We start from the raw sequence: 25,269 nt of genomic DNA on the forward strand, positions 1-25,269 counted from the left end.
TTATCTCCGTACCTGGGTCGGCGGTTTTCGCAAATATCTCTCGGTGAAAATATCTCCGATACCGATATTGTACTGAACCCCACCAAATTCCATCAGCGTAGTGCTGCCTGTATTCAATTCAGAAACTTTCGCTTTGGTCACTGTGGGAAAACCGGATATTTCTTTCACCTCCAGTGAGTCTATCGTGCGGTAAAGTTTATTTTGCCTGTCAAAATATTCCATCTTCATCGGCATATAGGTTTTGCGGTCGATATATACCAGATAATAACTGAATTCCACGGTCTCAGGTTTTTTAGGAATGTTTTTCAGAACAAACATCGACTGGTTAACATCGGCAATTTCGTGATTATCCTCAACAGGATTTCTGCCGGAGACGTCCTCGTAAAGAAAATCCGAGCCGACGAAACTTGTGCGTTTGTCGCCCGCTGCGATTCTTCTTACAAGGTCAAGCGCGGGCATATACAGCCAGCGGTCGTCATCGACATTTCCAGAAGCGTGTTTATTTACCATAAAGACCATTCTATAAACATCGGCAGGTCTGAGGAAATAAACGTAATAATTCTGGTCACCGCCGTCGGTAATATCTTTTCTAAGAATAACAAACTCACGGTTGCGTACATCGCCTTTTTTGTCGGTGATAGTCATAGTAACTTTGGCCCTGCCGTCGTCGGCCTGATAATACGCTGCCAGGTTGGCTTTGGCGACAATCTCGCCAACCGGAGGAACATTCGGTTCAGCGGCAAAGCTGTAACAGGATAAAGTTAAAACTTCTATTATAATAATTATGGATTTTTTCATTTCTGAACCTCACTTTTCATACCAAGTTTCTTTAAAATTGTTATCATCGGGCACCAATTCGTAAATGCCGACTGGAACAGATTTACGCCTACAAAAGCCGTAAAAATGAGCCAGTACAAACTGTGAAAATACGCCAGTAAAACACTTAAAACAATAAAAAAACCGGCTACGCCTCGTAAAACTCTTTCTATTGTCATTTTTCACCTCTTTGATTCTTTAAGATTCTGCAATTTCTTCTGCGTGAAAAAATCCCGCAGAAAAGCGAAGAAATAGCTATTATAATAATACCGACAACGGTCAAAAATTTGATATCTATCTGCCAATACTGATGAATGTTCAGGGCAATAAGCACAACCGCCGAAACTGAAACAACCAAACAAAGCCCGCAATTGCAGCCGGCCGGCATCGGCTCTTTAAGCTGTGTAAATAAACTTTTTTCAAATACATTCATCAGTGACGGGAGGACAAACAGGGTAACCAAACCTGAGATGCCCATAATCATACACATAAATATACCGACGGTTTTGTACGGCACAAGCGGCGCGGCAAGCAGCGGTAAAAATCCAATGGCAATTACCAGAACATTTCTTGTTATCGCCCGAGCCGGCTCACAAAACATTTCAGAAGCACAGGCTTTCCATGTGCCAGTCGAACTGTAGGCCCATCGCCCGCGTTCGAGAAAATGTATCGCGAAATCGACAGCCATGCCGAGAGTAAGCGCACTCAAAACCGCTACCGGCATATCGTAGTCTTTGCCCATAAAACCAATCACGCCGTAGATAAACGATATTGTTATCGTCAGCGGAACCATACTGACAAGCCCCCAAAGAACAGAACGGAACAGTATCGCCATCATAATAAAAACCACTAAAAAGCTGCCGAGAAACGATTGCAGCATACCCCATACCATCTTGTCCTGCCATACAACATTAATATAAGTCAGTCCCGCCCAGCGATGTTCAAGTGAAATCGGCGGCGGATTATCCTTGAAGAATTTATCCACGATTTTGATAACTTTTGACATATCCTTGTTGTCGCCGCTTTTGAGCTGGAACCAGATATTCGCGGACGAATAATCGTTCGTTACAAGATGCCACAAATTGTTCGGCTTGTGGCTGGACTGATACTGCAAAAGACACTGGGCGATTTTCTCGGTACTGTCCGGAACAATAGAATTTTCCTCTCTGCCGTCGACAAGCTCTTTATAAACCTTCTTGACCACATCAGCAATAGATGTTGTTTTGCCAACGAGCCCGCTTTGCTGCAGATACTGCTGCAGAAAATCTATATATTTTAAAACCGCCGGGTTCTTGAATGGTTTTAGCCGTTCCGCTTCCAGCGCAAAAAACCCGCTGATGTCATACCACTTATCAACATCATCAGTATTTGAAGAAGCATTTGACCTGGTCTCGGCAAGTTTGCTCAGCTTCAAAAGAAATGCTTCGGCGTCAGCATTATTAGATTCATTGACAGTTATCATCTCTTCGGCCTGCCGAACAATCGGCTCATGCGAAGAAAACTCTTTGAGTCTTTCCTTTAAGTCATCAACAAAAACATCCGTAACCTGCTGCTTTTGCGGCTGGTCGAGAACCAAATATGCCATATATGTTCCGGCAAAATGCTTGTTCAGCTCTATATCAGCCTGCCTGATTGGATGTGATTTTGAAAACCATTTTACTGGATTATCATTTATGCTTATCCTGGTTATTCCATAAATTGAAATAGCAGTAACTATCAGGAACAAAACGAGTATTGACCTCGAATAATCATACGTAAATTTGCCGGTACGATGGAGAAAACGGGTAAGCAATGATTCGGTCTCCTGCATCCGCTCCTTTTTCGCGGCCATTCCGAAACTCTCAAGCGATTTTTCCTTAATAAACATTACTGACGCCGGAACAAACGTTACCGTTATGACCCAGGCAATCATCACACCGATAGCGACAAAAATTCCGAAAACCTGTACCGGCGGTATCGGGGTAAGCGCAAGCGAAGCGAAACCTGCCGCCGATGTCAATGAAGTATAAAGCATCGGTGTAAACAATGTGCCCATAACTTCCTTTATTGTTTCGCCTCTGCCTTTTTTCTTGGTGTACCTGTCGAAAAATTCGCTCAAAATATGAATCGAATCTACAACCGATATCGGCATAAGAAATATCGGTATCATCGAACTCATAATATGAACCGGAAAACCCAACCCGATTAAAAGCCCCATCGTTGTTATAACCGTAACCATCGCCACCATCATCGGAGGAATAATAAGCGTCAGCTTGCGGAAAAAAATCAGCATCAAAATAAAAATCGTCAGCATCGCCAGCGGCGCCGAAATCGCCATCTGGATAAACATCTCAACGCCGAAAGTATCTTCCGCAACAGGCAGGCCTGTTATATAATATTTTTCATCGCCGTTCAGTGTGGCTATTTGAGCTTTAAGGGCCTTATAAACCTTATAGCTCAAATCCTTGCTCGTCAGCGGCAGATACAAACACATCGCCTTGCCGTCGGCAGATACGAGTGTATTTTTTAATAGTGGGTTCGATAGCGCCTTTTCTTTTATCTCTACAGCCTGCTGCTGCGTCACAGGCGGCTCGGCCATAAGCCATTCGAATTTTACAAATCCCGGCCCGCCCTGCCCGATATAATCAACGACCGACGGCGCAATAATATCAGCCTCGACAATGCCGGTTTCTTCGCCTGTTTTTTTGTCCGGCCATTTGAGTGTCTTTGCGAAATCTGTGAGTTCATAGATTTTTTTCAGCGACTGAGGATTAAAAACGCCGTTAGGGTCTTTTTCATTAATCACACCCAGAACGACCATATCGTAGAGCGAGAATTTCTGCTTATTCAGATTGTGAAAAACGCGTACCGCCTCTTTGGCGTCGAGCATATTTTCAGGGTCGGTATCAACTTTGATTAAACTGATTAGCGAACCAAGCAGCAATGTAGCCGCGATAGTGACGGCCATTATAAGTTTATAATGTTTTAATGAAAAAGATGTGATGTTGCTCCGTATCCTGGCTTCAACCATTTACCATTCCCTTCTGCTCTAATATTATCCGATATCTTTGTATCCAACAAATTATACTTGTCAATCCTATACGCTGCCAATCGCAGTTTTTCTCTCCTCTATGATAAAATTACTGTAAAAAATTAATATTGCAAATTAAAAACATATTAAACCCTCAATATCCTTATATGTAAGGTTTTTGCATTAAATATTATATTTTGCCTATTTTTTGCAAAATATCCTGTTTAAACTTACTGGGAAATTTGGTATTTTTATGGCTTATATCAAAGAATTATCGGGCTAAAGACCGATAATATAGTATATTATTTATTCTTTGGAAGACGGTTTTGCTATTTTATATCCCTTTATACTAAATATACTTATGGAACACGGAGGCATCTTTTGAGACTTGAGAAGATCGTTCTGGATGGCTTTAAGAGCTTTGCAGACAAGACAGAATTCAATTTTAATCAGCAGATAACTGCCATAGTGGGGCCAAACGGATGCGGTAAAAGTAATGTAGTTGATGCGCTAAAATGGGTACTTGGCGAACAAAGCACCAAGAGCCTGCGGTCGGGACAGATGTCCGATGTTATATTCAGCGGCTCGGCTTCGAGAAAGCCAATAGGTATGGCTGAAGTGAGCCTGCACTTCTCTCAGGCAGCATCGCTCGGTGTCGAACAGGACGAACTTGTTATAACCCGCAGGCTGTACCGCAGCGGAGACAGCGAATATCTTATCAATAATAAAGCCAGCCGATTAAAAGACGTCCGTGAACTCTTTATGGATACCGGAGTCGGAGTCAGGGCATATTCAATTATCGAACAGGGTCAAATCGCACAAATCCTGACCAGTTCGAAGACCGACAGAAGATTTATCTTTGAAGAAGCGGCGGGAATAAGCAAATATAAAGCACAGAAAAAAGAAGCGCTTCGACGGCTCGAACATGCCGACCAAAACCTGCTGAGACTGGCTGATATCGTCGGCGAAGTACAAAAACAACTGAGAAGCATAAAACTCCAGGCAGGCAAGGCAAGAAGCTACCTGCAATACAACCAAAGACTGAAAGAGCTGCGGGTAACATTCTCGCTGGCTCAATACCACCAGATAACAAACGAAACCACACAGAAAACCGCTCAGGCAGACGAACTGCAGAATCAATTGGCCGCAGTTTCCGCACAGGTTTCGCAAAATGAAGCGAAATTGAGCACACTTGCCGCGGCAATCATCGAAAAAGAAAATGAAATCAACCGCTGCGATAACAACCTGGTAAGCATAACCGGCAGAATCGAACAGCAGCAGCAGAAAATAGAGTTCCTCCATAAAAGAATCCGGGAAATGCAGGATCGCAAAGGGCTTGAAGAGCAAAATATCAAACAGATTCAGCAGCGACTGGCTGATTTCGAGACACAGATTGAACAGGGTGGTTGTGAACTTGAGAACATCAGCGTTATTCTTGAACAGAAATCATCCGAACTTGAAAAACTTCAGGAACAGATAAGAACAATCAACCTGGCCTGCGCCGAAACCGAAACAGAACTGCAGGACGAGAAAACAGGCATAATAGATATTGTCAGGCACACCGCGCAGCTTCACAATGAAATTCAAAGCATAAACATATACCGCAATAATCTCAGCGGACAAAAAGACAGACTGGCCGACAGGGTCAGCCAGGCGAAACAGCAGTTCGAATCCATGCTCGGCGGCAAGGCTCAGAATCAGGCCCGACTCGACGATATAAATAAAGTCATCGCTGAACTGCAGCAGCAGCTCGAATCCAAACGGCAGCAGATAAATCAGATTGACAAAGATGTCGCCCGGACGAACGAACAGCTCGCACAGGAAAGAGAGCAGCGAAGCGCGATACAAAGCGAAATCAAAGTAATCGCCGATATGGAAAACAGACGCGAAGGCATTCATAACGCTGTCAAAAAAATCCTGAACCTGTCGCAGCAAAAACCATTTATCAAAGGCATTATCGCAGACATTATTCGCGCAAAGCCGGAATATGCCGCAGCCATAGAAGCGGCACTGGAAGGCAAAGCGGACGCAATCGTGTCGGACAGCACAGAACAGGTTCTCGGCGACAGGACCCTTGCCGAACAGGCCGGCGGAAGAGTCAGATTCATCTGCACAGACAGACTTGAGCCTTTTGTAGAAAGTCTCAGCTTTCCGCAGGCAGACGGTATTATCGGCAGAGCCGTGGAATTCGTCAGTTTCGACCATGAATACGCCCGGCTCGTCTGGCAGATGCTGGGAAAAACGATTGTCGTTGAAAATATTCAAAAGGCTTTCGAGCTTGCCTCTTTCTGTTCATTCGGCTACAGCTTCGTAACTATCGACGGTGATATACTCAACAGCGACGGCAGCTACAGCACAGGACCTATCGGAAAAGCGGTCGGCCTTATTTCGAGAAAAAGCAGGCTCCTGCAGCTTACCGGCGAAATGGAAAATGTCTCGGCAAATATATCGAGCCTTGAAACCAAGCTCGCCGCAGGCGTCAGGGAAAATGAACACCTCGAAAAACTCTGCAAAGACTTCAGGACAAGCGTCTATGAAGCCAATACTGAAAAGACAAATATCAGTTCTGACCTGAATGTAATCGAGCAGAACATAAAAAGACTTTCACAGGAACAGCCGATTCTGACCAGTGAAATCCAGTCGCTCGAAAAACAAATTTCTGACACTGTCCATAAAGAGTATCAGTCGAAACAGCAGCTTGAGGAGCTTGAAACAGTAAATGTCCAGAGGACAGAACGTATCGCCCAGCTTGAGGCTCAGCTTGCTGAAAAGAAAAAGACACTCGAACAAAACAGTATCGAGCTTACGGAACTGAAAGTCTTCATCGGCCAGGGGCAGGAGCAGAAAAAGGCTATCGAGCAGAAAATAGCGAGCCTGAACGCCCAGACTGAACACGGCAGGAGCGAACTGGCCTCTGCGCAGAATAATATCAAGTCCTGTACCGAACAGATTGAACAGGGCCAGAAAGACATACTCGGCACCGAAGCGGAAATTTCCGAACTGTTCACACAGAAAGACGCCGCCCATAATCAAAGCGTACAACTTCACGAAGAAGTTGAAGCTATGCTGCAGCAGAGAAATCAGACCGAAGAAATACTCAAACATGACAGGCTCCGCCAAAGCGAGCTCGACCAGCAGGTTAACCAGCTTAAAATGGAATTAGGACAGCTTCAGGTCAAGTCAACAGACCTTGTGCAGCGGGTAACGGAAGAGCTTGGTATGGACCTTGTCGCTGAGTATCAAAACTATAATGCGTCAGGCGAAATTAACTGGGACTCTGTCAGAGATGAAATCACGGAGCTTCGCGGTAAAATCGAAAGACTCGGAAACGTCAACGTCGACGCAATCGAACAGCAGGAAGAACTCGAAAAAAGAAATGAATTTTTAACAGGTCAGATAGAAGACCTCAATAACAGCAAAAATCAGCTTCAGCAGTTGATTAACCGTCTCAATAAAGAGTCGATGGATAAATTCGCCGTGACCTTCGAACAGATAAGAACCAATTTCCAGGAAGTATTCAGAAAACTGTTCGGCGGCGGAAAAGCAGATATTCTTCTTGAACAGCCTGAAGATATACTCGAAAGCGGCATCGAAGTTATCGCGCGTCCTCCGGGAAAAGAACCGAGAAGCATCAGCCTGCTGAGCGGCGGCGAAAAAACAATGACTGCGATTGCGCTGCTGTTTGCGATATTCAAAACAAAGCCTTCGCCGTTCTGTTTCCTTGACGAAGTTGACGCCGCTCTTGACGAGGCCAATAACGAGCGGTTCGACCTTATTGTGCAGGAATTCAAAAAGAATTCGCAGTTTGTGATTATCACTCACGCCAAACGCACAATGAGCATTGCTGATACGCTTTTCGGAATAACAATGCAGCAGAAAGGCATCAGCAAGAAGATAAGCGTTACTTTTGATAATTATCAGCCGCAGCAGGAAGAAGCCGCTGTTGCGTAATTCCGTCATCTGTTATTTAAAAACAGATTGCAAAAATGAGGGACATCCTGTACTCTTTGCGGACTCTTTTTATGCCGAAAAAAACAGACATATATAAACTTGCCAACGGAATGACCGTCATCGGTATTCCTGTGGCGAGTGTACAATCGGCGGCATTCGAGTTTCTCCTGCCTGCAGGCGCTTCTGTAATGCCCCACGGCTGCTGCGGAGCGCCGGCGATAATAGAAGACTGGATTTTCAGGGGAGCAGGCGGAAAAACAAGCAGAGAACTTTCTGATATGCTCGACGGGCTGGGCCTGCATCGGGGAAGCGGTGTCGAATCGAAACATATAACTTTATCAGCGGCGCTGCAGGCGGACAACCTGCCGAAAGCAATTGAACTTTACGCCGATATAATTCTCAAGCCCGCTCTCGAACCGGAGCAGTTTGAATATTCAAGACAGCTTGCGCTGCACGGGCTGCTGAGTCTCGAAGACGACCCCAGACACAAAATATCGCTTCTGTTGAGGGAACATTTTTATCCCGACCCGCTGGGCAAAAACACCGCAGGCAAACAGGAAGATTTACAAACTATTACGGCGGAAAAATGTAACGGAATAATTTCCGAAAATTTAAATATCTCTCAAACCATTTTCGCTGTCGCCGGCAAATACGATTTCAAAGAACTCTGTTCGATGCTCGAAAAACTCTTCGCGGGCGAAAAACCGAAAAAGGTAAAAGACATAATCGCCAAAAAACAGCCGCCTGCCTATCATCATTATCCGCACGAAGGTGCACAGGTGCATATTGGAATTATGACAAACAGCGTAACGCCTCATAGCAAAGATTACTACAACGCCAGAGTTGCCGTCGCTGTTCTTTCGGGAGGAATGAGTTCAAGACTGTTTACCGAAGTGAGGGAAAAAAGAGGGCTCTGCTACGCCGTCGGGGCAAGTTATCACAGCTTGAAGGAAGCGGCAGGCATCGGCTGTTACGCCGGAACCACGCCGGACAAAGCTCAGGAAACTTATGACGTAATAATAACGGAGTTCAGAAAGCTTGCCGATGGCATAAGCGAGCAGGAATTGTATCGCGCTAAAATAGGACTTCAAAGCGCACTGATAATGCAAAGCGAATCGACCATGGCCAGGGCCGGCGCCGCCGCGACAGATTACTATATGCTCGGAAAAGTCCGCAGCCTTGAAGAAATAAAACAGAATATAGAAAAAACGACCGTTAAAAGCATTCTTGATTTTATAAAAAATAATCCTTTCGATAAATTCTGCTCTGTAACCATAGGGCCGACGGAGATAAAACCGGTATAAACATGGAATTCAAACATAAAAAACTTGCGAATGGCCTGAATATCATCGGCGAAGTCAACAAAGACGCCCAATCGGCAGCGACAGGCTTTTTTGTTAAGACAGGCTCCCGCGATGAAACCGATGAAGTCAACGGTGTGAGCCATTTTCTCGAGCATATGCTCTTTAAAGGCACAGATAAAATTTCAGCACACGATGTCAACCGGAAATTCGACGACCTCGGCGCACAATACAACGCGGGCACCGCCGAGGAATATACTATTTATTATTCCGCAATTCTGCCCGAGCAACTCATCGAAGCCGCCGAACTATGGTGCAAATTGATGCGGCCGGCACTGAGAGATGATGATTTCAATATGGAAAAAAATGTCATCCTCGAAGAAATAGCGATGTACAAGGACCTGCCGGAGTTCGACGTCAGGGAAAGCTGCAGGACACTGCATTTCGGCTCGCATCCCTGCGGCAAAAGCGTCCTCGGCTCGGTCGAAAGCATAAAGGCACTGACAAGCGGACAGATGAGAAAATATTTCGAAAGCAGGTACGCCCCGAATAATATAACTGCCGCGATTGCGGGAAATTTCGACTTCGAGAAAATCTGCGGCTGCATAGAAAATCTTTGCGGCATCTGGAAACCCAAACAGGCCGAGCGGAAAACTGAATTTTTCGCCGGAACCGCTAAAAAGGAACATCAAAAGAAAAAAAGTCTCAACTGTCAGCATACCTGCCTGATGAGTCCTACAGTTTCATATCAGGACGAAAGAGCTTATGCCGCGACATTGCTTACCAAAATTATCGGGGACGACACCGGCTCGAGATTTTTCTGGGAACTGGTTGACAGCGCTATCGCTGAAACAGCGAGTATGCACTGCGAAGCAATGGACGGAGTAGGCGCTTTTTACAGCTATATCCGAACTGATTCGCAGAACGGCTCCAAAGCCATACAAATCGTCGAGAATATTTTCAAGTCTCTGAAGCAGGATAAAATTTCCGCCGCCGAACTGCAAAAAGCCAAAAACAAGGTACTGTCAGGCATTACAATTAAAAATGAAATACCGATGGGAAGACTTATTGAACTGGGGCTGAACTGGGTTTATCTGGGGCAGTATCGGCCGATTGAAGACGAAATTCAACGAGTAAAAAAAGTAACGCAGGCTGATATACAAAACCTTATCGAAGAATTTCCGCTTGAAAATTTCACGCAATTCTCTATCGGGCCGGAATAATAGCTTTCGTTTGATTTTTTATGTATTTGTGCTATAATACCGGCTATGCAGAACGATAAAAAAAATGACAGCAGAATAACCCCCAAAACCACGCCTCGTAATATGCCGACATTTGAGGAGATGATGAAAAGTACAAATAAACCAACGATTCAGGATACCGACAAAAAAGAATTCGTGAGCCAAATAGTAGAGAAAATCAGCCGGGCAAACGACGAAGATTTCTCAACGGAAGTGCCGTCATTCGACCTCGGACAGCAGATTCTCGCACAGCACAGAAAAATAGCCGCTCTTAAAAGAAAATCTCCCCTGCCGTCAAATCCTGCAAGCAAAACCCAACCTGCCGTATCGACAAAGGTTGTGCCAATCCAGTCCATATCCCATGCACCGGCTTCGCCGCAGCAAAAAATTATCGCTGAAATAATCGCCAGGGAAATCCTGACTCTGACCGGGGCAAGGCAATAAAACAAACCGTAGCGTCCTAACTGCTTTAATAACAAAAAGATATAAACAAACCCCATTTAAAGTCTTTGTTGACAACACCCCATTTTTAACTTAATATACTGCGTTTTTAAGGTTTGAATTCTGGAGATATTCTAATTATGACAACTGTAACTTTGATAACAGGCGACGGTATCGGGCCGGAAATCGCCGAGGCAGCAAAAAGATGTATTGACGCAACCGGCGCAGGTCTCAAATGGGAATTGGCTGAGGCCGGCGTTGATGTTATGGCTAAAACCGGCAATCCGCTGCCGCAGGCCACTATTGATTCTGTAAAGAAAAACGGTATCGGCTTAAAAGCTCCAATCACTACGCCGGTCGGAACAGGTTTCAGGAGCATCAACGTCTATTTAAGACAGGAGCTGGAACTTTACTCCTGCCTGCGGCCGTGCAAAAGTTACAAAGGCGTTCGAAGCAGATACAGGGATATCGACCTTGTGATTGTGCGCGAAAATACCGAAGACCTTTATGCGGGCATCGAATTCGAAAAAGGAAAAGACGAAACAATAGAACTTATCAACTGGCTCAATAAGCACAGTAAAAGACAAATCGGCAGCGACGCCGGCATAAGCATCAAGCCAATCAGCGTTAAAGGCACAGAAAAAATCGTCAGTTTCGCCTTCGAATACGCCAGAAAATACGGCAGAAAAAAAGTAACGTCCGTCCACAAGGCCAACATTATGAAATATACCGACGGCCTTTGGCTGGAAATCAGCAGAGAAGTAGCGAAGAAATACTCCGACATCGAATTTGAAGACCGAATCGTCGATAATATGTGTATGCAGCTTATTCAAAAGCCGGAACTCTACGATGTGCTGGTTCTGCCGAACCTTTACGGCGATATTCTCAGCGACCTGTGCGCAGGACTTGTCGGCGGACTTGGCGTCGCGCCGGGAGCGAATATCGGCGATAAAGGCGCTATCTTCGAGGCTACGCACGGCAGCGCACCAAAATACGCAGGCCAAAACAAAGTCAATCCGTGCGCCCTGATTCTGTCCGGCGTACTGATGCTTCAGCACCTGGGCAAAACAGATGAAGCAAGAAAACTCGAAGACGCCGTTGCCGCCGTGATTGCGGAAGGCAAAGACGTAACTTACGATATGAAAGCCGACAGGAATGACCCGACCGCTGTCGGAACAAGCCAAATGGCCGATGCGATTATTAAAAAAATAAAAAGTCAAAAATAGAAATTGAGGAACCGGCCCTGAGCGAAATTTTCTGGCGAAAATTAGTTACTTTAAAAAATCCGCCGCTCGGCCATAAGTCCGTTTGGGGATGGCTTACGCTACTGTTGCGTTCGGTACTGCTCGTACTTTCCTGTTTTTATCGATTCGCGGTTGCTTTACGAAATATGCTCTATGACAAGTCTATCCTGAAAACAGTAAAAGTTCCCGCTGCCGTGATAAGTATCGGCAATATCACCACGGGCGGAACGGGCAAGACGCCGCTGGTTGCATGGCTGTGCAATTATTTTACCGACAGGAATATCAAAACCGCTGTGCTGACAAGAGGCTACAAAGTCAAAAATTCTGTTTTTGCCGATGAGCCTGCAATGCTCGCCAAGGCTTCGCCGCAGGCGAAAGTCATAGTCAACCCGGACAGAATCGCCGGCGCAAAAAAAGCGATAAGCGAAAACAACGCCAAACTGCTGATTATGGACGACGGTTTTCAGCATCGAAAACTGGCAAGAGATGTCAATATAGTCGCTATTGACGCGACTGAACCGTTCGGCTATGAAAAACTTCTGCCCGCCGGCCTGCTGCGGGAACCTCTCGGCTCGCTGAAAAGAGCCGATGCAGTGGTAATAACACGTTCCAACCAGAACAGCCCTGAAAAAATCAGCGAAATTAAAAACAGGATATCGCAAATTAACCCTGATATTGTCTTTGCCGCGGCCGTGCATAAGCCACTATGCATAAAGCTTATAAAAGACCGGCAGATGCCGTTAAATGCACTTGCCGACAGGAAAATCTATGCTTTTTGCGGCATTGGAAACCCGGATGCCTTTTTTCAGACTCTGTCAGATATGGCTCTTAACATTGTCGGTACAAAAGTATATAATGACCACCATAAATACAGCGATGCCGATATCACGGCTATTTACGAAGACGCAAGATACAAACAGGCAGAGCTTGTCCTTACAACGCATAAGGACTGGATAAAAACCGCTCTTTTGTGTATTGATAAATTTGAAATACCGTTCGCCGCAATGCTCGTAGAACTTGCGTTTATTGACGGACAGGAAAAAGTCATCGCTCTTGTGAATAAGGCTCTTGAAAAATATGTATGACGAACTGATAAATATTGTACAAAACCTCGGCTCGCCCAAAGTGCTGCTGGCCGGAGATTTTCTGCTCGACATTTATGTTTACGGCGACGCCCTGAGAATAAGTCCGGAAGCGCCGGTGCCTGTTCTGAAAGTCGTCAGCAGAGAATACCGACCCGGCGGAGCAGCATCTGTCGCGGCGGACCTGGCGGCGCTTGGAGCAAAAACACTGTGCCTGGGTACGGTTGGAAAAGATGTAAACGCCCAAACTCTTAGAGAATTGCTTAAAAATACCGGCGCCGATATTTCCGGGCTGGTTGAAGTTGCCGACAGACCTACAATCACAAAACAAAGATTTGTCGGCCTTGCCCAGCATATTCATCCTCAGCAATTGTTAAGAGTAGACGAGGAAAAAGATGAGACTTTGAGTAACCAACACTATGAAAAACTTCTCGACCTGTACAAAAAGAAACTTTCGCAGGCCGATATCGTATGCCTGCAGGATTACAACAAAGGACTATTTGAAAAAGATTTTTGCGTTTCGCTGATTAAACTTGCCAAATCGGCGGGGAAAAAAGTTTTGATTGACCCTGCTCCAAAAGCGGATTTTGCAAAATACCGCGGTGCTTCGGTAATTACGCCCAACCGTCTCGAGGCATCAACAGCATCTGAAATTAACATAAAAACTATTGATGATGCCGCCAAAGCAGCGGTAATCCTTACCGAAAAACTTGATATCGATACCATTGTAATAACTCTGGATAAAGAAGGTTCATACCTGAAGACCGATTCCATCGAGCAGCATATTCCGACAATAGCGAGAAAAGTTTATGATGTCAGCGGCGCCGGAGATATGGTACTGGCCTCGCTTGCGGCCGCACTTGCGGCAGGAGTAGATTACAAAACGGCTGTCGAAATATGCAACGTCGCAGGCGGCATTGAAGTCGAAAAATTCGGTACAGCTACCGTTTCCATCGAGGAAATAGTAAACGAACTAATAAGCAGAAAACAAAAAAGCGGTTCAAAAATTAAAAGTGTCGACCAGCTCATAAGCCAACTCAAATGGCACAGAGGTCATAAACAGAAAATCGTATTCACCAACGGATGTTTCGATGTTTTGCACAGAGGCCATATAGAATTTCTTAGTTTCTGTAAAAAACACGGCGATATCGTCGTACTCGGTCTGAACAGCGACAAAAGCGTTAAAATTATAAAAGGTCCGGAAAGGCCCATCAATAACCAGCTCGACAGAGCGGCCGTTCTTTCTGGGCTGGAAAGCGTTGACTACATCGTAATATTCGACGAGCCAGACCCGCTAAATATAATAAAACAGGTAAAACCGGATGTCCTTGTCAAAGGACAGGATTGGGCGGAAAAAGGCGTCATCGGCAGAGAATTTGTCGAATCAACCGGCGGAGAAGTAGTTCTCGCTCCTCTGGTCGAAGGAAAAAGCTCCACCAATACCATAGAAAAAATGAAATCCTTAAGGAAACACAGCAAATGAAAAACCACATCATCCAAACAATCGCGATGCACAGAAAAATGCTCGACAATTTAGAGGCGGATTGCATCAGGGCAATTGAAGACACCGCCAAAACAATTATCAAAAGCATTGAAAAAGGCGGAATACTGTATATCTGCGGCAACGGCGGTTCGGCCGCCGACGCTCAGCATATCGCTGGAGAATTTATCGGCAGATTTCTGCGTGAAAGAAAGGCACTGCCCGCGGTCGCCCTTTCAACCGATACATCGATTATAACCTGTATAGGCAATGATTACAGCTTTGAAGATATATTTGCAAGACAGGTTGAAGGACTCGTAAAAAAACGGGACTGCCTGTGGGCGTTTTCAACAAGCGGCAAAAGTCCCAACATTTTAAAAGCGGCGAAACTCGCAAAAAAACTTGGAGCAAAAGTCATAGCGTTTACCGGCAAAAAAAACAGCCCGCTCGAAAAACTCGCCGATGTCTGTCTTTGTGCCGAGGCGGACAAGACTTTCGCCGTGCAGGAAATCCATCAGATTGCATATCATATAATCTGCGATCTGGTCGAAAAACATTTTGCATAGGAAATAAATTATGCCTGACAAAGCAATCTTTCTCGATAGAGACGATACTATCATCGAAGATACCGGCTATATAAACAGCGCAGAACAGGTGAAGCTCGTTCCGGCCGCGGCCTCTGCTATTGTCGAACTTAGAAAAATGGGTTACAAACTAATCGTCGTCTCCAACCAGTCCGGCATCGCCCGTGGAATAATTACCGAACAGGCACTGGCACAGGTACACGAAAGATTAAAGCTGCTTTTAGCGGAGCATAACGCCTATTTAGACAGGATATACTACTGCCCTTATCATCCTGAAGGAGCGATAGCGAAATTTCGCAAGGACAGTGACTGGCGAAAACCAAAACCCGGAATGCTGCTTGCCGCTTCAAAGGAAATGAAAATAGACCTGGCCCAGTCGTGGATGATCGGCAACGCTTACATCGACATCGCCGCCGGAAAAGAGGCCGGATGCAGAACCATTCTTATAAAATCGCACTTAAAACCGCCTGTAAAAAAAGCTGACGACCCTGACCCAGATTTTGAGGTGATAAACCTGCGGGAAGCGGTCAACGTAGTCAAGAGAGAAATTACACGAAAGCCCGCACCCGAGCAGCCGGGGCCGTCAGAAACTATACAACAGGCCGAAGACACACAGCTGCAGCAGACTGTTGCGGACATTAAGCCTGAACCGCAGTTGCCGCCGGAAGAAAAACCACAACAGATACCTGAAGAAAAAATACAGACTGAACAGCCTCCGGAGACAAAAACGGTCAATCAGCCTGCCCTTGAGTCCGACAGAACAGAACAATTGCTGGAGGAAATTAAACTTCTGCTTAAAAGCCATCAGAGGAACGAACAGTTTACTGAATTTTCCGCTATGAAGTTTACCGCAGGGGTTATACAGGTTCTTGTACTGTTCTGCCTCGTTGTGGCCGTATGGTACAAACTATCCCCGACAGGAAAAGACAACGCAGCCTTTACCGCTATCGGCTTTGCGATGGTCTTTCAGCTCATAGCGCTTACACTTTATGTTATGCACAAAGACAAGTAACGGAACCGGCGTATTATGAGCTGTAAAAATATATTAGTCTGGCTGCCTTCACCTATGGGCGACGCTATAATGGCAACGCCGAGCCTGCGATGCATCAGAAATCTCTTTGCAAAAGACAAAATTTTCTTTTGCGCAAACAAAACCGTCGCGGAAATCCTGTCCGGCTGTCCATTCGCCGACCAGTGGATAACAATCAAAGGAAACAATCCTTTCGCAGCGGCCCGGGAACTGAAAAAATATAATTTTGATACCGCAATCCTTTTGAAAAATTCATTCGCTTCTGCCCTTGCAGTATTTCTGGCAGGCATTAAAACACGCACAGGATACGCAAGAGACGGCAGAGGTATTTTTTTAACAGAAAAAATTATTCCGTCCAAAATCGCTTCTTTCCGCTTTAAACCGCTTTCAGCAATTGATTATTATCTGGCAATAGCCTCCCGGCTCGGTGCAGATACTGCAAACACAAAAACAGAGCTTTGCATCAGCGAAGGCGACAAAAAGGCGATTCTCGAAAAGTTTGGCGAAAAATTAAACGGTTCGAAACCTCTTGTTATACTCGTGCCGGGCGGAGCGTTCGGGCCGAGCAAGCTCTGGTCTGAGGAAAGATTTGCGCAAACTGCCGATTTTCTTATCGAAAAATTTTCAGCCAATGTGTTTATATCTGTAAGTCCCGTCAAAGAGGAAACTCAGATTGCAGAAAAAATCTGCTCTGCGGCAAAACATCCGATTATAAATCTGGCGAAAACTCCTGTTACGCTTGGGCAGTTAAAGACATTATTTTCATTTGCACAGCTTGTAATTACCAATGATACAGGCCCTCGTCATATAGCTATCGCGATTAATCGAAAAGTCATAACGCTTTTCGGGCCGAACAACCCCGCCTGGACAGAAAATGAATATCCTGATGAAATAAAAATTATCGCTGATGTCCCCTGTGCGCCCTGCGATAAACCCGTCTGCAAAAAAGACAAGCATTACTGTATGGAATCAATAACCGCACAGGCGGTTTGTGAGGCTGCTGAAAAATTTCTTGCCGGGGGCTCAAAATGAATGAGTTTGTGAAAATCGCCCCCAATTTCACCGTTCGCAGCGATTTCGTAGACTGTTTCAGGCAGATGAAACTGCAAAGTATAAATGATGTCTTTGATTTTTCTCTGGGCAAAAGCCTGACGAAAAAAAATCTGGCATCTTTTCGTGAAAGAATAATGTTTGAGACGGCCGGCCCCAATGCAACCCTGTTTCTAAAACGTTATCAGAATATTCCAAAACTGACACAATTAAAAAACTGGCTAAACAGACAAAAAAGAATATCGACAATGGCCTGTGATTTTGTCCCGGCCGAAAAATTACAAGAACTCGGCATAAACACGCCGCAAACAATCGCATTCGGCCAGGAATGGAATGGATTATTTGAAAAGCGAAGTTTCATCATAACCGAAAAAATCCCCGATTCAGTCAGTCTCGAAGAAAAACTTCCGAAAGTAACAAAAAACTTCATCGAAAATCTTGCGGCTTTTGTAAGAAAATTCCACAACACCGGTTTTCGCCATCGCGATTTATATCTTTGCCATATATTCTGCAATTCACAGGGGCAATTCACACTTATCGACCTTAACAGGGTATTTAAGCCCTTTGTTTTTTCTCAAAAATATTGTATAAAAGACCTTGCTCAGCTTTACTATTCGGCGCCGGGCGATATCGTTACAAAAACTGACCGGCTGCGATTCTTTTTAACCTATCTGCAAAAAGAAAAACTATCAAGACAGGACAAATTACTTATAAAAAAGATTAAATCAAAGGCTAATCGAATGGCCAAACACGACAAAAAACACAACAGAGCCGTGCCGTTCGAGAAAGATTAAACTGATGAAACTTGCGATAATAACAGAACGGGCAAATATAACATTGGGCGGAGCGGAAAAAAGCATCTTTGAGCTTGCCGCCAGGATGTCTCTGCTCGGAGTCGATGTTAAAATTCTCGCCGCTACAGGCACTGCGTCATCCCAACGGGTCAGGATTCTATGCGGCAATACCGAAAAACGCATTTCCTTAAAAATATTCGAACGGGCCGTTCGGCAGCATTTGAGCGAAGAACATTATGATATAATCCACAGCGTACTCCCCTTCGATTTCGCCGATGTTTATCAGCCCAGGGGCGGAAGCTACCCGGAAGCGGCTATCCGTAATGCGGCAAGCTATAATCTCGCCGCCTTGAGAATTTTCAAGCTTCTGACAAGCTTTGCCAATTTCAGAAGAACTGCACTTGCACGGGCGGAAAAGAAAATCTGTAAAAAAGAAAATGGCCCTGTCGTCGCCGCATTAAGCGAATATGTAAAAACGCAATTCAAAAGGCATTACAATCTGCCGGATAGTAAAATATTCGTTATTCCAAACGGAATTAAACTTACTCACAGTCTAAACAAGGCTCGAAGCGATAAGCTCCGTTCACAGATACTTGCGAAATTGAAAATCAAAGAAGCTCAGCAGCCCGTATTTTTCCTCTTTGCCGCTAACAATTTCAGGCTTAAAGGTCTCGTTCCCATTATCCGGGCGATGAAAATTCTTACTGACAAACTGACTAAAAGGCCTCCTTACCTGGTCGCGGCAGGAAAAGGCTCCGCAGCGGATTATCGCCGGCTCGGCCGAAAATTAAAAATTGAAGACAGGATAATTTTTATCGGCCCGACCCCGCATATTCAAAACGCCATAGATGTAACCGATGTCGCGGTACTGCCGACTTACTACGACCCATCAAGCAGATTCATCCTCGAAGCACTGGCGGCAGGCAAACCCGCAATTACTACCAGGTACAACGGCGCAGCAGATTTATTTACCGCCGACAGACATGGCAAAATTTTTGACTCGCCCGACGATATCGATTCTCTTGCCGAGGCAATGAGATATTTTTGCAATACCGAAAATCTTGCTGCCGCAGGAAAAGCAATCGAAGATGACGATATCAAATCAAAGGTTTCAATTGAAACTCACTGTAGAAAACTTCTTGTGTTATATGACCAGATAATCGAAAACAGGACACAAAAATGATGGCTGTAGTTTTAATTATTATTTCCTATTTTATCGGCTCAATTTCTTTTGCGATGCTGATTGCGAGAATGCACGGCATAGACCTTCGTGCAATTGGTTCAGGAAATCTGGGCGCGACAAATCTTGCCCGCGCCTGCGGCAAAAAATGGGCTTATATCTGCTTTGCCCTCGATGTACTTAAAGGTTTCGTCCCTGTCATCGCGGCAAAGCTATTGATTATCCCTGCTTCTCCATCAGCGGCACTCCTCACTGTCTGGCTGGCAACAGGCATCGCCGCAATCTTGGGCCATATTTTCCCGTTCTATCTTAAATTCAAAGGTGGAAAAGGCGTCGCTACAAGTTTCGGCGTTGTACTTGGCATCTGGCCTTATTACACAATTCCGGGTCTTATCGTGTTTGTCCTGTGGGCGGTGATTGTACTTATCTGGAAATATATCTCACTTGCTTCTGTTATTGCCGCAGCGATTTTCCCGATAGTAATGATTATTCTGACAGGAATATTAAAAAACTGGTACTTTAGCACTCTATGGCCGCTGATTTTGGCGGCAGCTATTTTATGTTCTCTGGTGATATTCCTTCATCGCACTAATATAAAAAGACTCCTCGACGGCAACGAAAATAAAGTCCTGCAAAAGGAAGACTAAGCCTTTAATTTAGATTCGAGAATCTTTGCCACCACTTGAGGATTCGCAGTTCCCTTTGTTTTCTGCATTACCTGCCCCATTAAAAAGCCGTGAGCTTTTTTGCTTTTCTTATCGCCGCTTTTGGCGTCCGCAACAGCCTGAGAATTCGCCGCGATAACCTCATCGACGATCTTTTCGAGTTCGCCCGCATCGCTTTTCTGCAAAAGATTGAGCGTTTCCGCTATTTTGCCGGGCAGTTCTTTGCTTTCTGTCATCTTCGCAAAAATCGTAACAGCAGCAGTTGCGCTTATCTGGCCTGAATCCGCCATTTTCGCAAGTTCGGCAAGTCTCTGCGGCTCTATACCGAGTTCCGCGACAGCGCAGCCTTTCTCATTAGCGATTTTCAAGCCGGCTTGTGTGATAAGATTGCAAATTCTTTTCGCGTCTCCGCCGGCCTTTACAGCATTATCGAAAAATTCCGCCGTTACCCTGTCTATCGTTAATACGCCCGCGTCATAATCACTCAAACCGTACTGACTGACGAAGCGAGCCTGCATTTTCAGCGGCAGTTCACAAAGTTTTGCATTAATTTCATTGAGCCATTTTTCATTCACAACAACCGGCACAAGGTCGGGGTCGGGAAAATAACGGTAATCGTGCGCCTCTTCCTTTTCTCTCTGCAAAACGGTAACTTCTCTTACATCGTCCCAGCCGAAGGTTTTTTTATTGCCGCTCTGCATAATCTCACCGCGTTCGAGGAAATTTTCAAGCTGCCGGTGCGCCTCATACGCCACACTTTTTTCAAGTGCTTTGAAGCTGTTAAGATTTTTAACCTCTGTGATGGGAGTTTTATATTCGCTGCTGTCTTTTTTAATATGCAGATTTACATTCGGCTCGAACCGCATATGACCTTTCTGCATATCCGCTTCTGAAACGCCCAGGAAACGTACAATCCTCTGCAATTCAACAGCCAGAGATTTTACTTCTTCGGCACTGTTAATATCCGGCTCTGTTACAATTTCCATTAACGGCGTTCCTGCCCTGTTAAGGTCAACCTGTGAAAAATTCCCTGCCGTATGAATATTTTTGCCGGCGTCTTCTTCAAGATGCACCCTGCGAATGCGGATTTTTTTCGCCGTACCGTCGGAAACGGGAATTTCTATAAATCCATTTGAGCCTATCGGCAAATCGTATTGACTTATCTGATAATTTTTCGGCAAATCGGGATAGTAATAACTTTTTCTGTCCCATTTCGTAAATTCCGCTACTTTGCAGTTAAGAGCGGTTGCCGTAAGAATTGCAAATTCTACCGCCTGTTTATTCATTACAGGCAGCGCGCCCGGCAGACCGAGACAAACCGGACAAACTCTGCTGTTTGGCTCTGCCGCGAATGCAAGCTCGCAGCCGCAGAACATCTTCGTCCGCACGGCAAGCTGCACGTGAATCTCAAGCCCAACAATAATCTTTTTGTCTATATCAGCCATTATATAAACCACGAATTTTTTACTTTTTATTTACTTCTATTTAACCACGAATAAACACGAATATACACTAATTTATATTTATTATTTATATCGCTATATTTGTACCCATTGTTCTGTTTCTACTCTATATTTTTCCCAAAAATTTCTTAATTTTTCTAAAGTTTCTTTAGAAGACAAAGGCTCATCGAGATATTCAAATAAATCAAATTCGTCAAATTGGCCATATTCAGGAATAGATAAAACAGAACCAAAACCACAAAATAAGACCTTATTCCCTATAAAACTTGCCGTTTTGCAAATAATTTTATGAACATCTAAAACTTTGCCTAAGGCATTCTTAATTTCATCCGCGATTCCATTCCTACTCTCAGGCGTAGCTGAATGTGCAATATATTTATTTACATAATCGCACAAATCCTTAATTTTTATCAATTCATCCATAAGATTCTTAAAAATACTATCTGGAATTAAATCGTCAGGACTTCTTTTGTCAGCAGCTATCCCCACTATAGAATCTATCCGCCTATGAAAATCTGTAGAAAATTCTATTTCATCTAAATTATGAAAGGCGAGAATATTTTTTCTGGTCAACAATGTGCTATTCTTTTTTATGTCTTCAATTAGATTATACAACGAATAAACTGTGTATTGTTTATTTTTTTGCACCCTATCTAAGTCTTTATCTACCAGTTTTCTTATTGACAGTAATTGGGTTTTGAAAAAAGCATCATTAATAAAACAATAAAGTCTTCTATTTTCTTTGATATTGCCTCTTTCATCTTTAGCTTTGTATTTCCTCGACTCATTTATGCACTGAAAAAAGGCACAATCGCTAATCATATCATAGATTTGATTACGAATAGAATGCATATCCTTTCCCAAAAGCATATTCTTCCACTCTTCGAATTTCTCTTGAAAACCTTTGACAGGTTGTACTTTAGAAACAGAATTTTTGTGTTTATTCGTGTTCATTCGTGGTTAATTAGTTCGTCATAAAACCAATCTCTTGTAAGTAAATTTTGGATTGCCGAAATTTAAAATTAATCCTAATTTCATTCCCGTAGCACGCAGATAATTCAATACTTGTGCTGTATGGACATTAGTAATGGCTTCAACAGTCTTTAATTCCAATATAATCTTGTTGTCCACAAGAATATCCGCAAAATACTGGCCTATCACTTTTTCATGGAAATAAACATTAGCTGGAGCCTGCTGTCTTGCAGGAATTCCATCCCTTTCAAACAGCATCATCATCGCATTCTCATACACTTTCTCCAGAAAACCACACCCAAGTTCATTATGCACCTCAAGTGCCAATCCTGTGAGTTTATAAGATAAATCCTTATAAATTATATTTTCTTCATCACACATTTAAGGCCGAATAAAAATTTTATTTAGTGTTTATTAGTGTTCATTCGTGGTTAATTATATATTTATAAAATTCGTGGTTTTTGTTTATGAAAATCCGTCTGATTTTCAAACATCTTTGCTATTCGTAAAAGTTTTTCTTCCTGGAATGTCGATGCTATTATTTGCAATCCTATCGGAAGATTTTTATCATCGAAGCCGCAGGGAATACTCATCGCCGGCACTCCCGCGAGATTTACAGCGATTGTATAAACATCTGAAAGATACATCTGCAGCGGGTCGGCTGTCTTTTCGCCGATATTAAACGCGGTCGTCGGACTTGTCGGCATTATAATACAATCCGCTTTTTCAAATGCAGCGGTAAAATCGCTCCGGATAAGATTTCGTACTTTAAGTGCTTTCAGATAATACGCGTCATAATAGCCGCTGGACAGCGCGTAAGTGCCCAGCATAATGCGTCTTTTGACTTCCTGTCCAAACGCCTCGGCACGCGATTTTGTGTAAATCTCGATATAATCGCCCGCGTTTTTGGTTCTGTGTCCGTAATGCACGCCGTCGTATCTGGCAAGATTGCTCGATGCTTCCGCCGTAGCGATTAAATAATATGCCGCAATCGCGTATTCGAAGTGCGGCATTTTTATTTCGATAATTTCCGCGCCGCTTTTCTTATAAATATCAATCGCCCCTTTAACCGCGGCAACAACCCGGCTGTCGGCCCCTTCGAGCAATTGCGGCACAACAGCTATTTTCAAATCTTTTACGCCGTTTTCTATTCCGGCAGAATAATCACACCTCGGAGATATTTTTTCATCGACGCTTGTGCTGTCTTTTTCATCATGCCCTGCGATAACACTCAACATCAATGCGCAATCGGCAGAATCTCTTGTTAATGGCCCAATCTGGTCGAGACTCGAACCATAAGCTACAAGGCCATATCGTGAAACTCTGCCATAGGTAGGTTTCAGGCCGACAAGGCCGCAGAAACTTGCAGGCTGCCTGATAGAGCCGCCTGTATCGGAGCCAAGAGCAGCAAAGCACATTTGTGCCGCTACCGCCGCCGCCGAGCCGCCGCTGCTTCCGCCGGGAACCCTGTTTTTATCCCAGGGATTAACCGTCTTTTTCAGACCCGAATTTTCAGTGCTCGAACCCATCGCGAACTCATCGAGGTTTGTCTTGCCGATTATGACAGCGTCAGCGGCAAGTAATTTATCAATCACAGTCGCATTGTAAGGCGAATGGAAATTTTCAAGAATCTTTGACCCGCAGGTAGTTGCGCCGAATGTTGTGCACATATTATCTTTAACAGCTATCGGCACACCCGCCAAAACACCAATGGGCTTTTTGGCAGCGATTTTTCCGTCAATCTCTTTTGCTTTTTGCAGGGCATCCTGTTTGAAAGTACTTAGAAACGCGCCGATTTGGCCGTCATATTTTTCTATCTGCCCAAAGACTGCCGAAACAGCACCGCTGCTTTTTATCTCGCCTTTGGCGATTTTATCGCGTAATTGACTGCAGCTTAGTTTTATTATTTCATCGTTCATTGTTTACTATTTTTTATGACTCAAAAACCATTTGTATAATTCATCATTTGCATAAGTTTCCTCCCAGCAGCCATGCCCAACTTCCGGATAAATGGTAAATTTCACGTCATTGTTGCCCGCCGCTTTAATTGCATCAACCATTTCCTGCGACCTTTGCAGGGGCACAACATCATCCTTTGCACCATGAAAAGCCCATACAGGAATAGTTATCCGTTTTGCCAAAAACAAATCACCGCCTCCACATACCGGCGCTATTGCGGCAAATTCCTGCGGATACCTTTCAGCCATATACCATGTACCGAAACCGCCCATACTCAGTCCGGTCAGATAAACTCTCGAAGCGTCGACATTATATTCAGTTTTTATATGGTCAATCAGCGCTTTTAAAGATTCAGCATATTCCGTCCACCACGCACCTTCAGGGCACTGCGGCGAAACGACAATAAACGGAAAATCTGTTTTCTTCTCCAGCATCTTCGGAATGCCCCACACTTTTACTTTTTTTAAGTCATTTCCGCGTTCGCCTGCCCCGTGAAGAAATACAATCAAAGGCAATGGCCGGCCTTTTTTGTCATAACCATCTGGCAGATATAACAAATATTTCAAACTTATCTGTACTTTAAAAACTTTTTCCTGCTGCTTTGATTTATTCATAGAACACGCCTTATTGCCGCAATAACCGTAAACTGTTAAAAACAAAACAATAAATAATATAGCTGTTTTGGAAATTAACTTCATAGGCTTGAATCTCCTTCCAGTATTTTGGGAACAATGAAAAACTGCTCATCTTTATCCGGAGCATTGGCAAGAGTTTTTTCAGTTCCTAATGATTGTTTTACTATGTCTTCTCTGAGGCAGTTATTAATCGGCAGACAATGTGCCAGCGGCTCGACTTTGCTCGTGTCCAGTTGATTAAGTTTTTCCACATATTCGAGGATAGCGCTAAGTTGACCTGTAAACTGGGTAATTTCAGTCTCGCTCAAATCCAGCCTGCTCAATTTGGCTACCCGTCTTACCTGTTCGATATCGATTTTTTTCTGAGCCAT

At 44.3% G+C, this 25,269-nt stretch carries 22 protein-coding genes; 13 read left to right on the forward strand and 9 right to left on the reverse strand.

From position 1 onward, the window contains the following. From WC496_04410 to WC496_04420, 3 genes are read right to left on the reverse strand one after another with little or no spacing between them, the layout of a single operon-like run. Window positions 1-798 carry an outer membrane lipoprotein-sorting protein gene (locus tag WC496_04410; GenBank protein ID MFA5292260.1) on the reverse strand — a complete coding sequence of 266 codons (798 nt, stop codon included), beginning with the start codon at window positions 796-798 and terminating at the stop codon, window positions 1-3. Further along, window positions 795-995 carry a DUF2892 domain-containing protein gene (locus WC496_04415; protein ID MFA5292261.1) on the reverse strand — a complete coding sequence of 67 codons (201 nt, stop codon included), beginning with the start codon at window positions 993-995 and terminating at the stop codon, window positions 795-797. The genes WC496_04410 and WC496_04415 overlap by 4 nt, the downstream gene beginning before the upstream one ends. Then, on the reverse strand, window positions 992-3,826 hold the full coding sequence (locus WC496_04420) for an MMPL family transporter (GenBank protein ID MFA5292262.1): 2,835 nt from the start codon (window positions 3,824-3,826) through the stop codon (window positions 992-994). The genes WC496_04415 and WC496_04420 overlap by 4 nt, the downstream gene beginning before the upstream one ends. Window positions 3,827-4,207: 381 nt before the next feature. On the opposite strand from WC496_04420, the gene smc reads away from it, so the two are divergent. From smc to plsY, 13 genes are all read left to right on the forward strand, one after another. Continuing rightward, window positions 4,208-7,777 carry a chromosome segregation protein SMC gene (smc, locus tag WC496_04425; GenBank protein ID MFA5292263.1) on the forward strand — a complete coding sequence of 1,190 codons (3,570 nt, stop codon included), beginning with the start codon at window positions 4,208-4,210 and terminating at the stop codon, window positions 7,775-7,777. A 71-nt stretch (window positions 7,778-7,848) separates the two neighbouring features. After that, a complete protein-coding gene (locus tag WC496_04430; protein ID MFA5292264.1) occupies window positions 7,849-9,081 on the forward strand; it encodes a pitrilysin family protein in 1,233 nt (410 codons plus the stop codon). A 2-nt stretch (window positions 9,082-9,083) separates the two neighbouring features. After that, a complete protein-coding gene (locus WC496_04435; protein ID MFA5292265.1) occupies window positions 9,084-10,301 on the forward strand; it encodes a pitrilysin family protein in 1,218 nt (405 codons plus the stop codon). Between the two features lie 45 nt (window positions 10,302-10,346). Continuing rightward, window positions 10,347-10,763 carry a hypothetical protein gene (locus WC496_04440; protein ID MFA5292266.1) on the forward strand — a complete coding sequence of 139 codons (417 nt, stop codon included), beginning with the start codon at window positions 10,347-10,349 and terminating at the stop codon, window positions 10,761-10,763. Between the two features lie 134 nt (window positions 10,764-10,897). After that, window positions 10,898-11,986 (forward strand): isocitrate/isopropylmalate dehydrogenase family protein, encoded by a 1,089-nt coding sequence (locus WC496_04445; protein MFA5292267.1) that lies wholly within the window; start codon window positions 10,898-10,900, stop codon window positions 11,984-11,986. A gap of 104 nt (window positions 11,987-12,090) precedes the next feature. Continuing rightward, window positions 12,091-13,089 (forward strand): tetraacyldisaccharide 4'-kinase, encoded by a 999-nt coding sequence (lpxK, locus tag WC496_04450; protein MFA5292268.1) that lies wholly within the window; start codon window positions 12,091-12,093, stop codon window positions 13,087-13,089. Beyond that, window positions 13,082-14,569 (forward strand): bifunctional heptose 7-phosphate kinase/heptose 1-phosphate adenyltransferase, encoded by a 1,488-nt coding sequence (locus tag WC496_04455; GenBank protein ID MFA5292269.1) that lies wholly within the window; start codon window positions 13,082-13,084, stop codon window positions 14,567-14,569. Before lpxK ends, WC496_04455 begins: the two co-directional genes overlap by 8 nt. Next, complete coding sequence (locus WC496_04460; GenBank protein MFA5292270.1) at window positions 14,566-15,132, forward strand: SIS domain-containing protein; 567 nt, start codon at window positions 14,566-14,568, stop codon at window positions 15,130-15,132. The genes WC496_04455 and WC496_04460 overlap by 4 nt, the downstream gene beginning before the upstream one ends. A 10-nt stretch (window positions 15,133-15,142) precedes the next feature. After that, complete coding sequence (locus tag WC496_04465; protein MFA5292271.1) at window positions 15,143-16,162, forward strand: HAD-IIIA family hydrolase; 1,020 nt, start codon at window positions 15,143-15,145, stop codon at window positions 16,160-16,162. A 15-nt stretch (window positions 16,163-16,177) separates the two neighbouring features. Continuing rightward, entirely contained in the window at window positions 16,178-17,212 is a 1,035-nt protein-coding gene (waaF, locus tag WC496_04470; protein MFA5292272.1) for a lipopolysaccharide heptosyltransferase II, read from the forward strand. Further along, window positions 17,209-18,024 carry a lipopolysaccharide kinase InaA family protein gene (locus WC496_04475; protein MFA5292273.1) on the forward strand — a complete coding sequence of 272 codons (816 nt, stop codon included), beginning with the start codon at window positions 17,209-17,211 and terminating at the stop codon, window positions 18,022-18,024. The genes waaF and WC496_04475 overlap by 4 nt, the downstream gene beginning before the upstream one ends. Window positions 18,025-18,028: 4 nt before the next feature. Then, window positions 18,029-19,207 carry a glycosyltransferase family 4 protein gene (locus WC496_04480; GenBank protein ID MFA5292274.1) on the forward strand — a complete coding sequence of 393 codons (1,179 nt, stop codon included), beginning with the start codon at window positions 18,029-18,031 and terminating at the stop codon, window positions 19,205-19,207. Continuing rightward, a complete protein-coding gene (plsY, locus tag WC496_04485) occupies window positions 19,204-19,851 on the forward strand; it encodes a glycerol-3-phosphate 1-O-acyltransferase PlsY (protein MFA5292275.1) in 648 nt (215 codons plus the stop codon). The genes WC496_04480 and plsY overlap by 4 nt, the downstream gene beginning before the upstream one ends. Here the strand turns inward: plsY and gatB are convergent. From gatB to gatC, 6 genes are all read right to left on the reverse strand, one after another. Continuing rightward, entirely contained in the window at window positions 19,848-21,314 is a 1,467-nt protein-coding gene (gatB, locus tag WC496_04490) for an Asp-tRNA(Asn)/Glu-tRNA(Gln) amidotransferase subunit GatB (GenBank protein MFA5292276.1), read from the reverse strand. The two genes, plsY and gatB, sit on opposite strands and share 4 nt — an antisense overlap. Window positions 21,315-21,407: 93 nt before the next feature. Then, the gene (locus WC496_04495) at window positions 21,408-22,286 is read right to left on the reverse strand and encodes a hypothetical protein (GenBank protein MFA5292277.1); all 879 of its coding nucleotides are present in this window, start codon (window positions 22,284-22,286) and stop codon (window positions 21,408-21,410) included. Between the two features lie 18 nt (window positions 22,287-22,304). Beyond that, complete coding sequence (locus WC496_04500; protein MFA5292278.1) at window positions 22,305-22,685, reverse strand: GxxExxY protein; 381 nt, start codon at window positions 22,683-22,685, stop codon at window positions 22,305-22,307. A 62-nt stretch (window positions 22,686-22,747) separates the two neighbouring features. After that, window positions 22,748-24,223, reverse strand: a complete 1,476-nt coding sequence (gene gatA / locus WC496_04505) for an Asp-tRNA(Asn)/Glu-tRNA(Gln) amidotransferase subunit GatA (protein ID MFA5292279.1) — start codon at window positions 24,221-24,223, stop codon at window positions 22,748-22,750. A gap of 6 nt (window positions 24,224-24,229) precedes the next feature. Continuing rightward, complete coding sequence (locus tag WC496_04510) at window positions 24,230-24,877, reverse strand: prolyl oligopeptidase family serine peptidase (protein MFA5292280.1); 648 nt, start codon at window positions 24,875-24,877, stop codon at window positions 24,230-24,232. A gap of 80 nt (window positions 24,878-24,957) precedes the next feature. Beyond that, window positions 24,958-25,269 carry an Asp-tRNA(Asn)/Glu-tRNA(Gln) amidotransferase subunit GatC gene (gene gatC / locus WC496_04515; protein ID MFA5292281.1) on the reverse strand — a complete coding sequence of 104 codons (312 nt, stop codon included), beginning with the start codon at window positions 25,267-25,269 and terminating at the stop codon, window positions 24,958-24,960.

It is taken from the genome of Phycisphaerae bacterium, assembly GCA_041652575.1.
Lineage (GTDB): Bacteria > Planctomycetota > Phycisphaerae > Sedimentisphaerales > UBA12454 > UBA12454.

Bases quoted from the DNA above. Each gene is read 5' to 3' on its own strand.
- WC496_04410 (MFA5292260.1), bottom strand. From the start codon at position 798: ATGAAAAAATCCATAATTATTATAATAGAAGTTTTAACTTTATCCTGT.
- WC496_04415 (MFA5292261.1), bottom strand. From the start codon at position 995: ATGACAATAGAAAGAGTTTTACGAGGCGTAGCCGGTTTTTTTATTGTT.
- WC496_04420 (MFA5292262.1), bottom strand. From the start codon at position 3,826: ATGGTTGAAGCCAGGATACGGAGCAACATCACATCTTTTTCATTAAAA.
- WC496_04430 (MFA5292264.1), top strand. From the start codon at position 7,849: ATGCCGAAAAAAACAGACATATATAAACTTGCCAACGGAATGACCGTC.
- WC496_04435 (MFA5292265.1), top strand. From the start codon at position 9,084: ATGGAATTCAAACATAAAAAACTTGCGAATGGCCTGAATATCATCGGC.
- WC496_04440 (MFA5292266.1), top strand. From the start codon at position 10,347: ATGCAGAACGATAAAAAAAATGACAGCAGAATAACCCCCAAAACCACG.
- WC496_04455 (MFA5292269.1), top strand. From the start codon at position 13,082: ATGTATGACGAACTGATAAATATTGTACAAAACCTCGGCTCGCCCAAA.
- WC496_04460 (MFA5292270.1), top strand. From the start codon at position 14,566: ATGAAAAACCACATCATCCAAACAATCGCGATGCACAGAAAAATGCTC.
- WC496_04465 (MFA5292271.1), top strand. From the start codon at position 15,143: ATGCCTGACAAAGCAATCTTTCTCGATAGAGACGATACTATCATCGAA.
- waaF (MFA5292272.1), top strand. From the start codon at position 16,178: ATGAGCTGTAAAAATATATTAGTCTGGCTGCCTTCACCTATGGGCGAC.
- WC496_04475 (MFA5292273.1), top strand. From the start codon at position 17,209: ATGAATGAGTTTGTGAAAATCGCCCCCAATTTCACCGTTCGCAGCGAT.
- WC496_04480 (MFA5292274.1), top strand. From the start codon at position 18,029: ATGAAACTTGCGATAATAACAGAACGGGCAAATATAACATTGGGCGGA.
- plsY (MFA5292275.1), top strand. From the start codon at position 19,204: ATGATGGCTGTAGTTTTAATTATTATTTCCTATTTTATCGGCTCAATT.
- gatB (MFA5292276.1), bottom strand. From the start codon at position 21,314: ATGGCTGATATAGACAAAAAGATTATTGTTGGGCTTGAGATTCACGTG.
- WC496_04495 (MFA5292277.1), bottom strand. From the start codon at position 22,286: ATGAACACGAATAAACACAAAAATTCTGTTTCTAAAGTACAACCTGTC.
- WC496_04500 (MFA5292278.1), bottom strand. From the start codon at position 22,685: ATGTGTGATGAAGAAAATATAATTTATAAGGATTTATCTTATAAACTC.
- gatA (MFA5292279.1), bottom strand. From the start codon at position 24,223: ATGAACGATGAAATAATAAAACTAAGCTGCAGTCAATTACGCGATAAA.
- WC496_04510 (MFA5292280.1), bottom strand. From the start codon at position 24,877: ATGAATAAATCAAAGCAGCAGGAAAAAGTTTTTAAAGTACAGATAAGT.
- gatC (MFA5292281.1), bottom strand. From the start codon at position 25,269: ATGGCTCAGAAAAAAATCGATATCGAACAGGTAAGACGGGTAGCCAAA.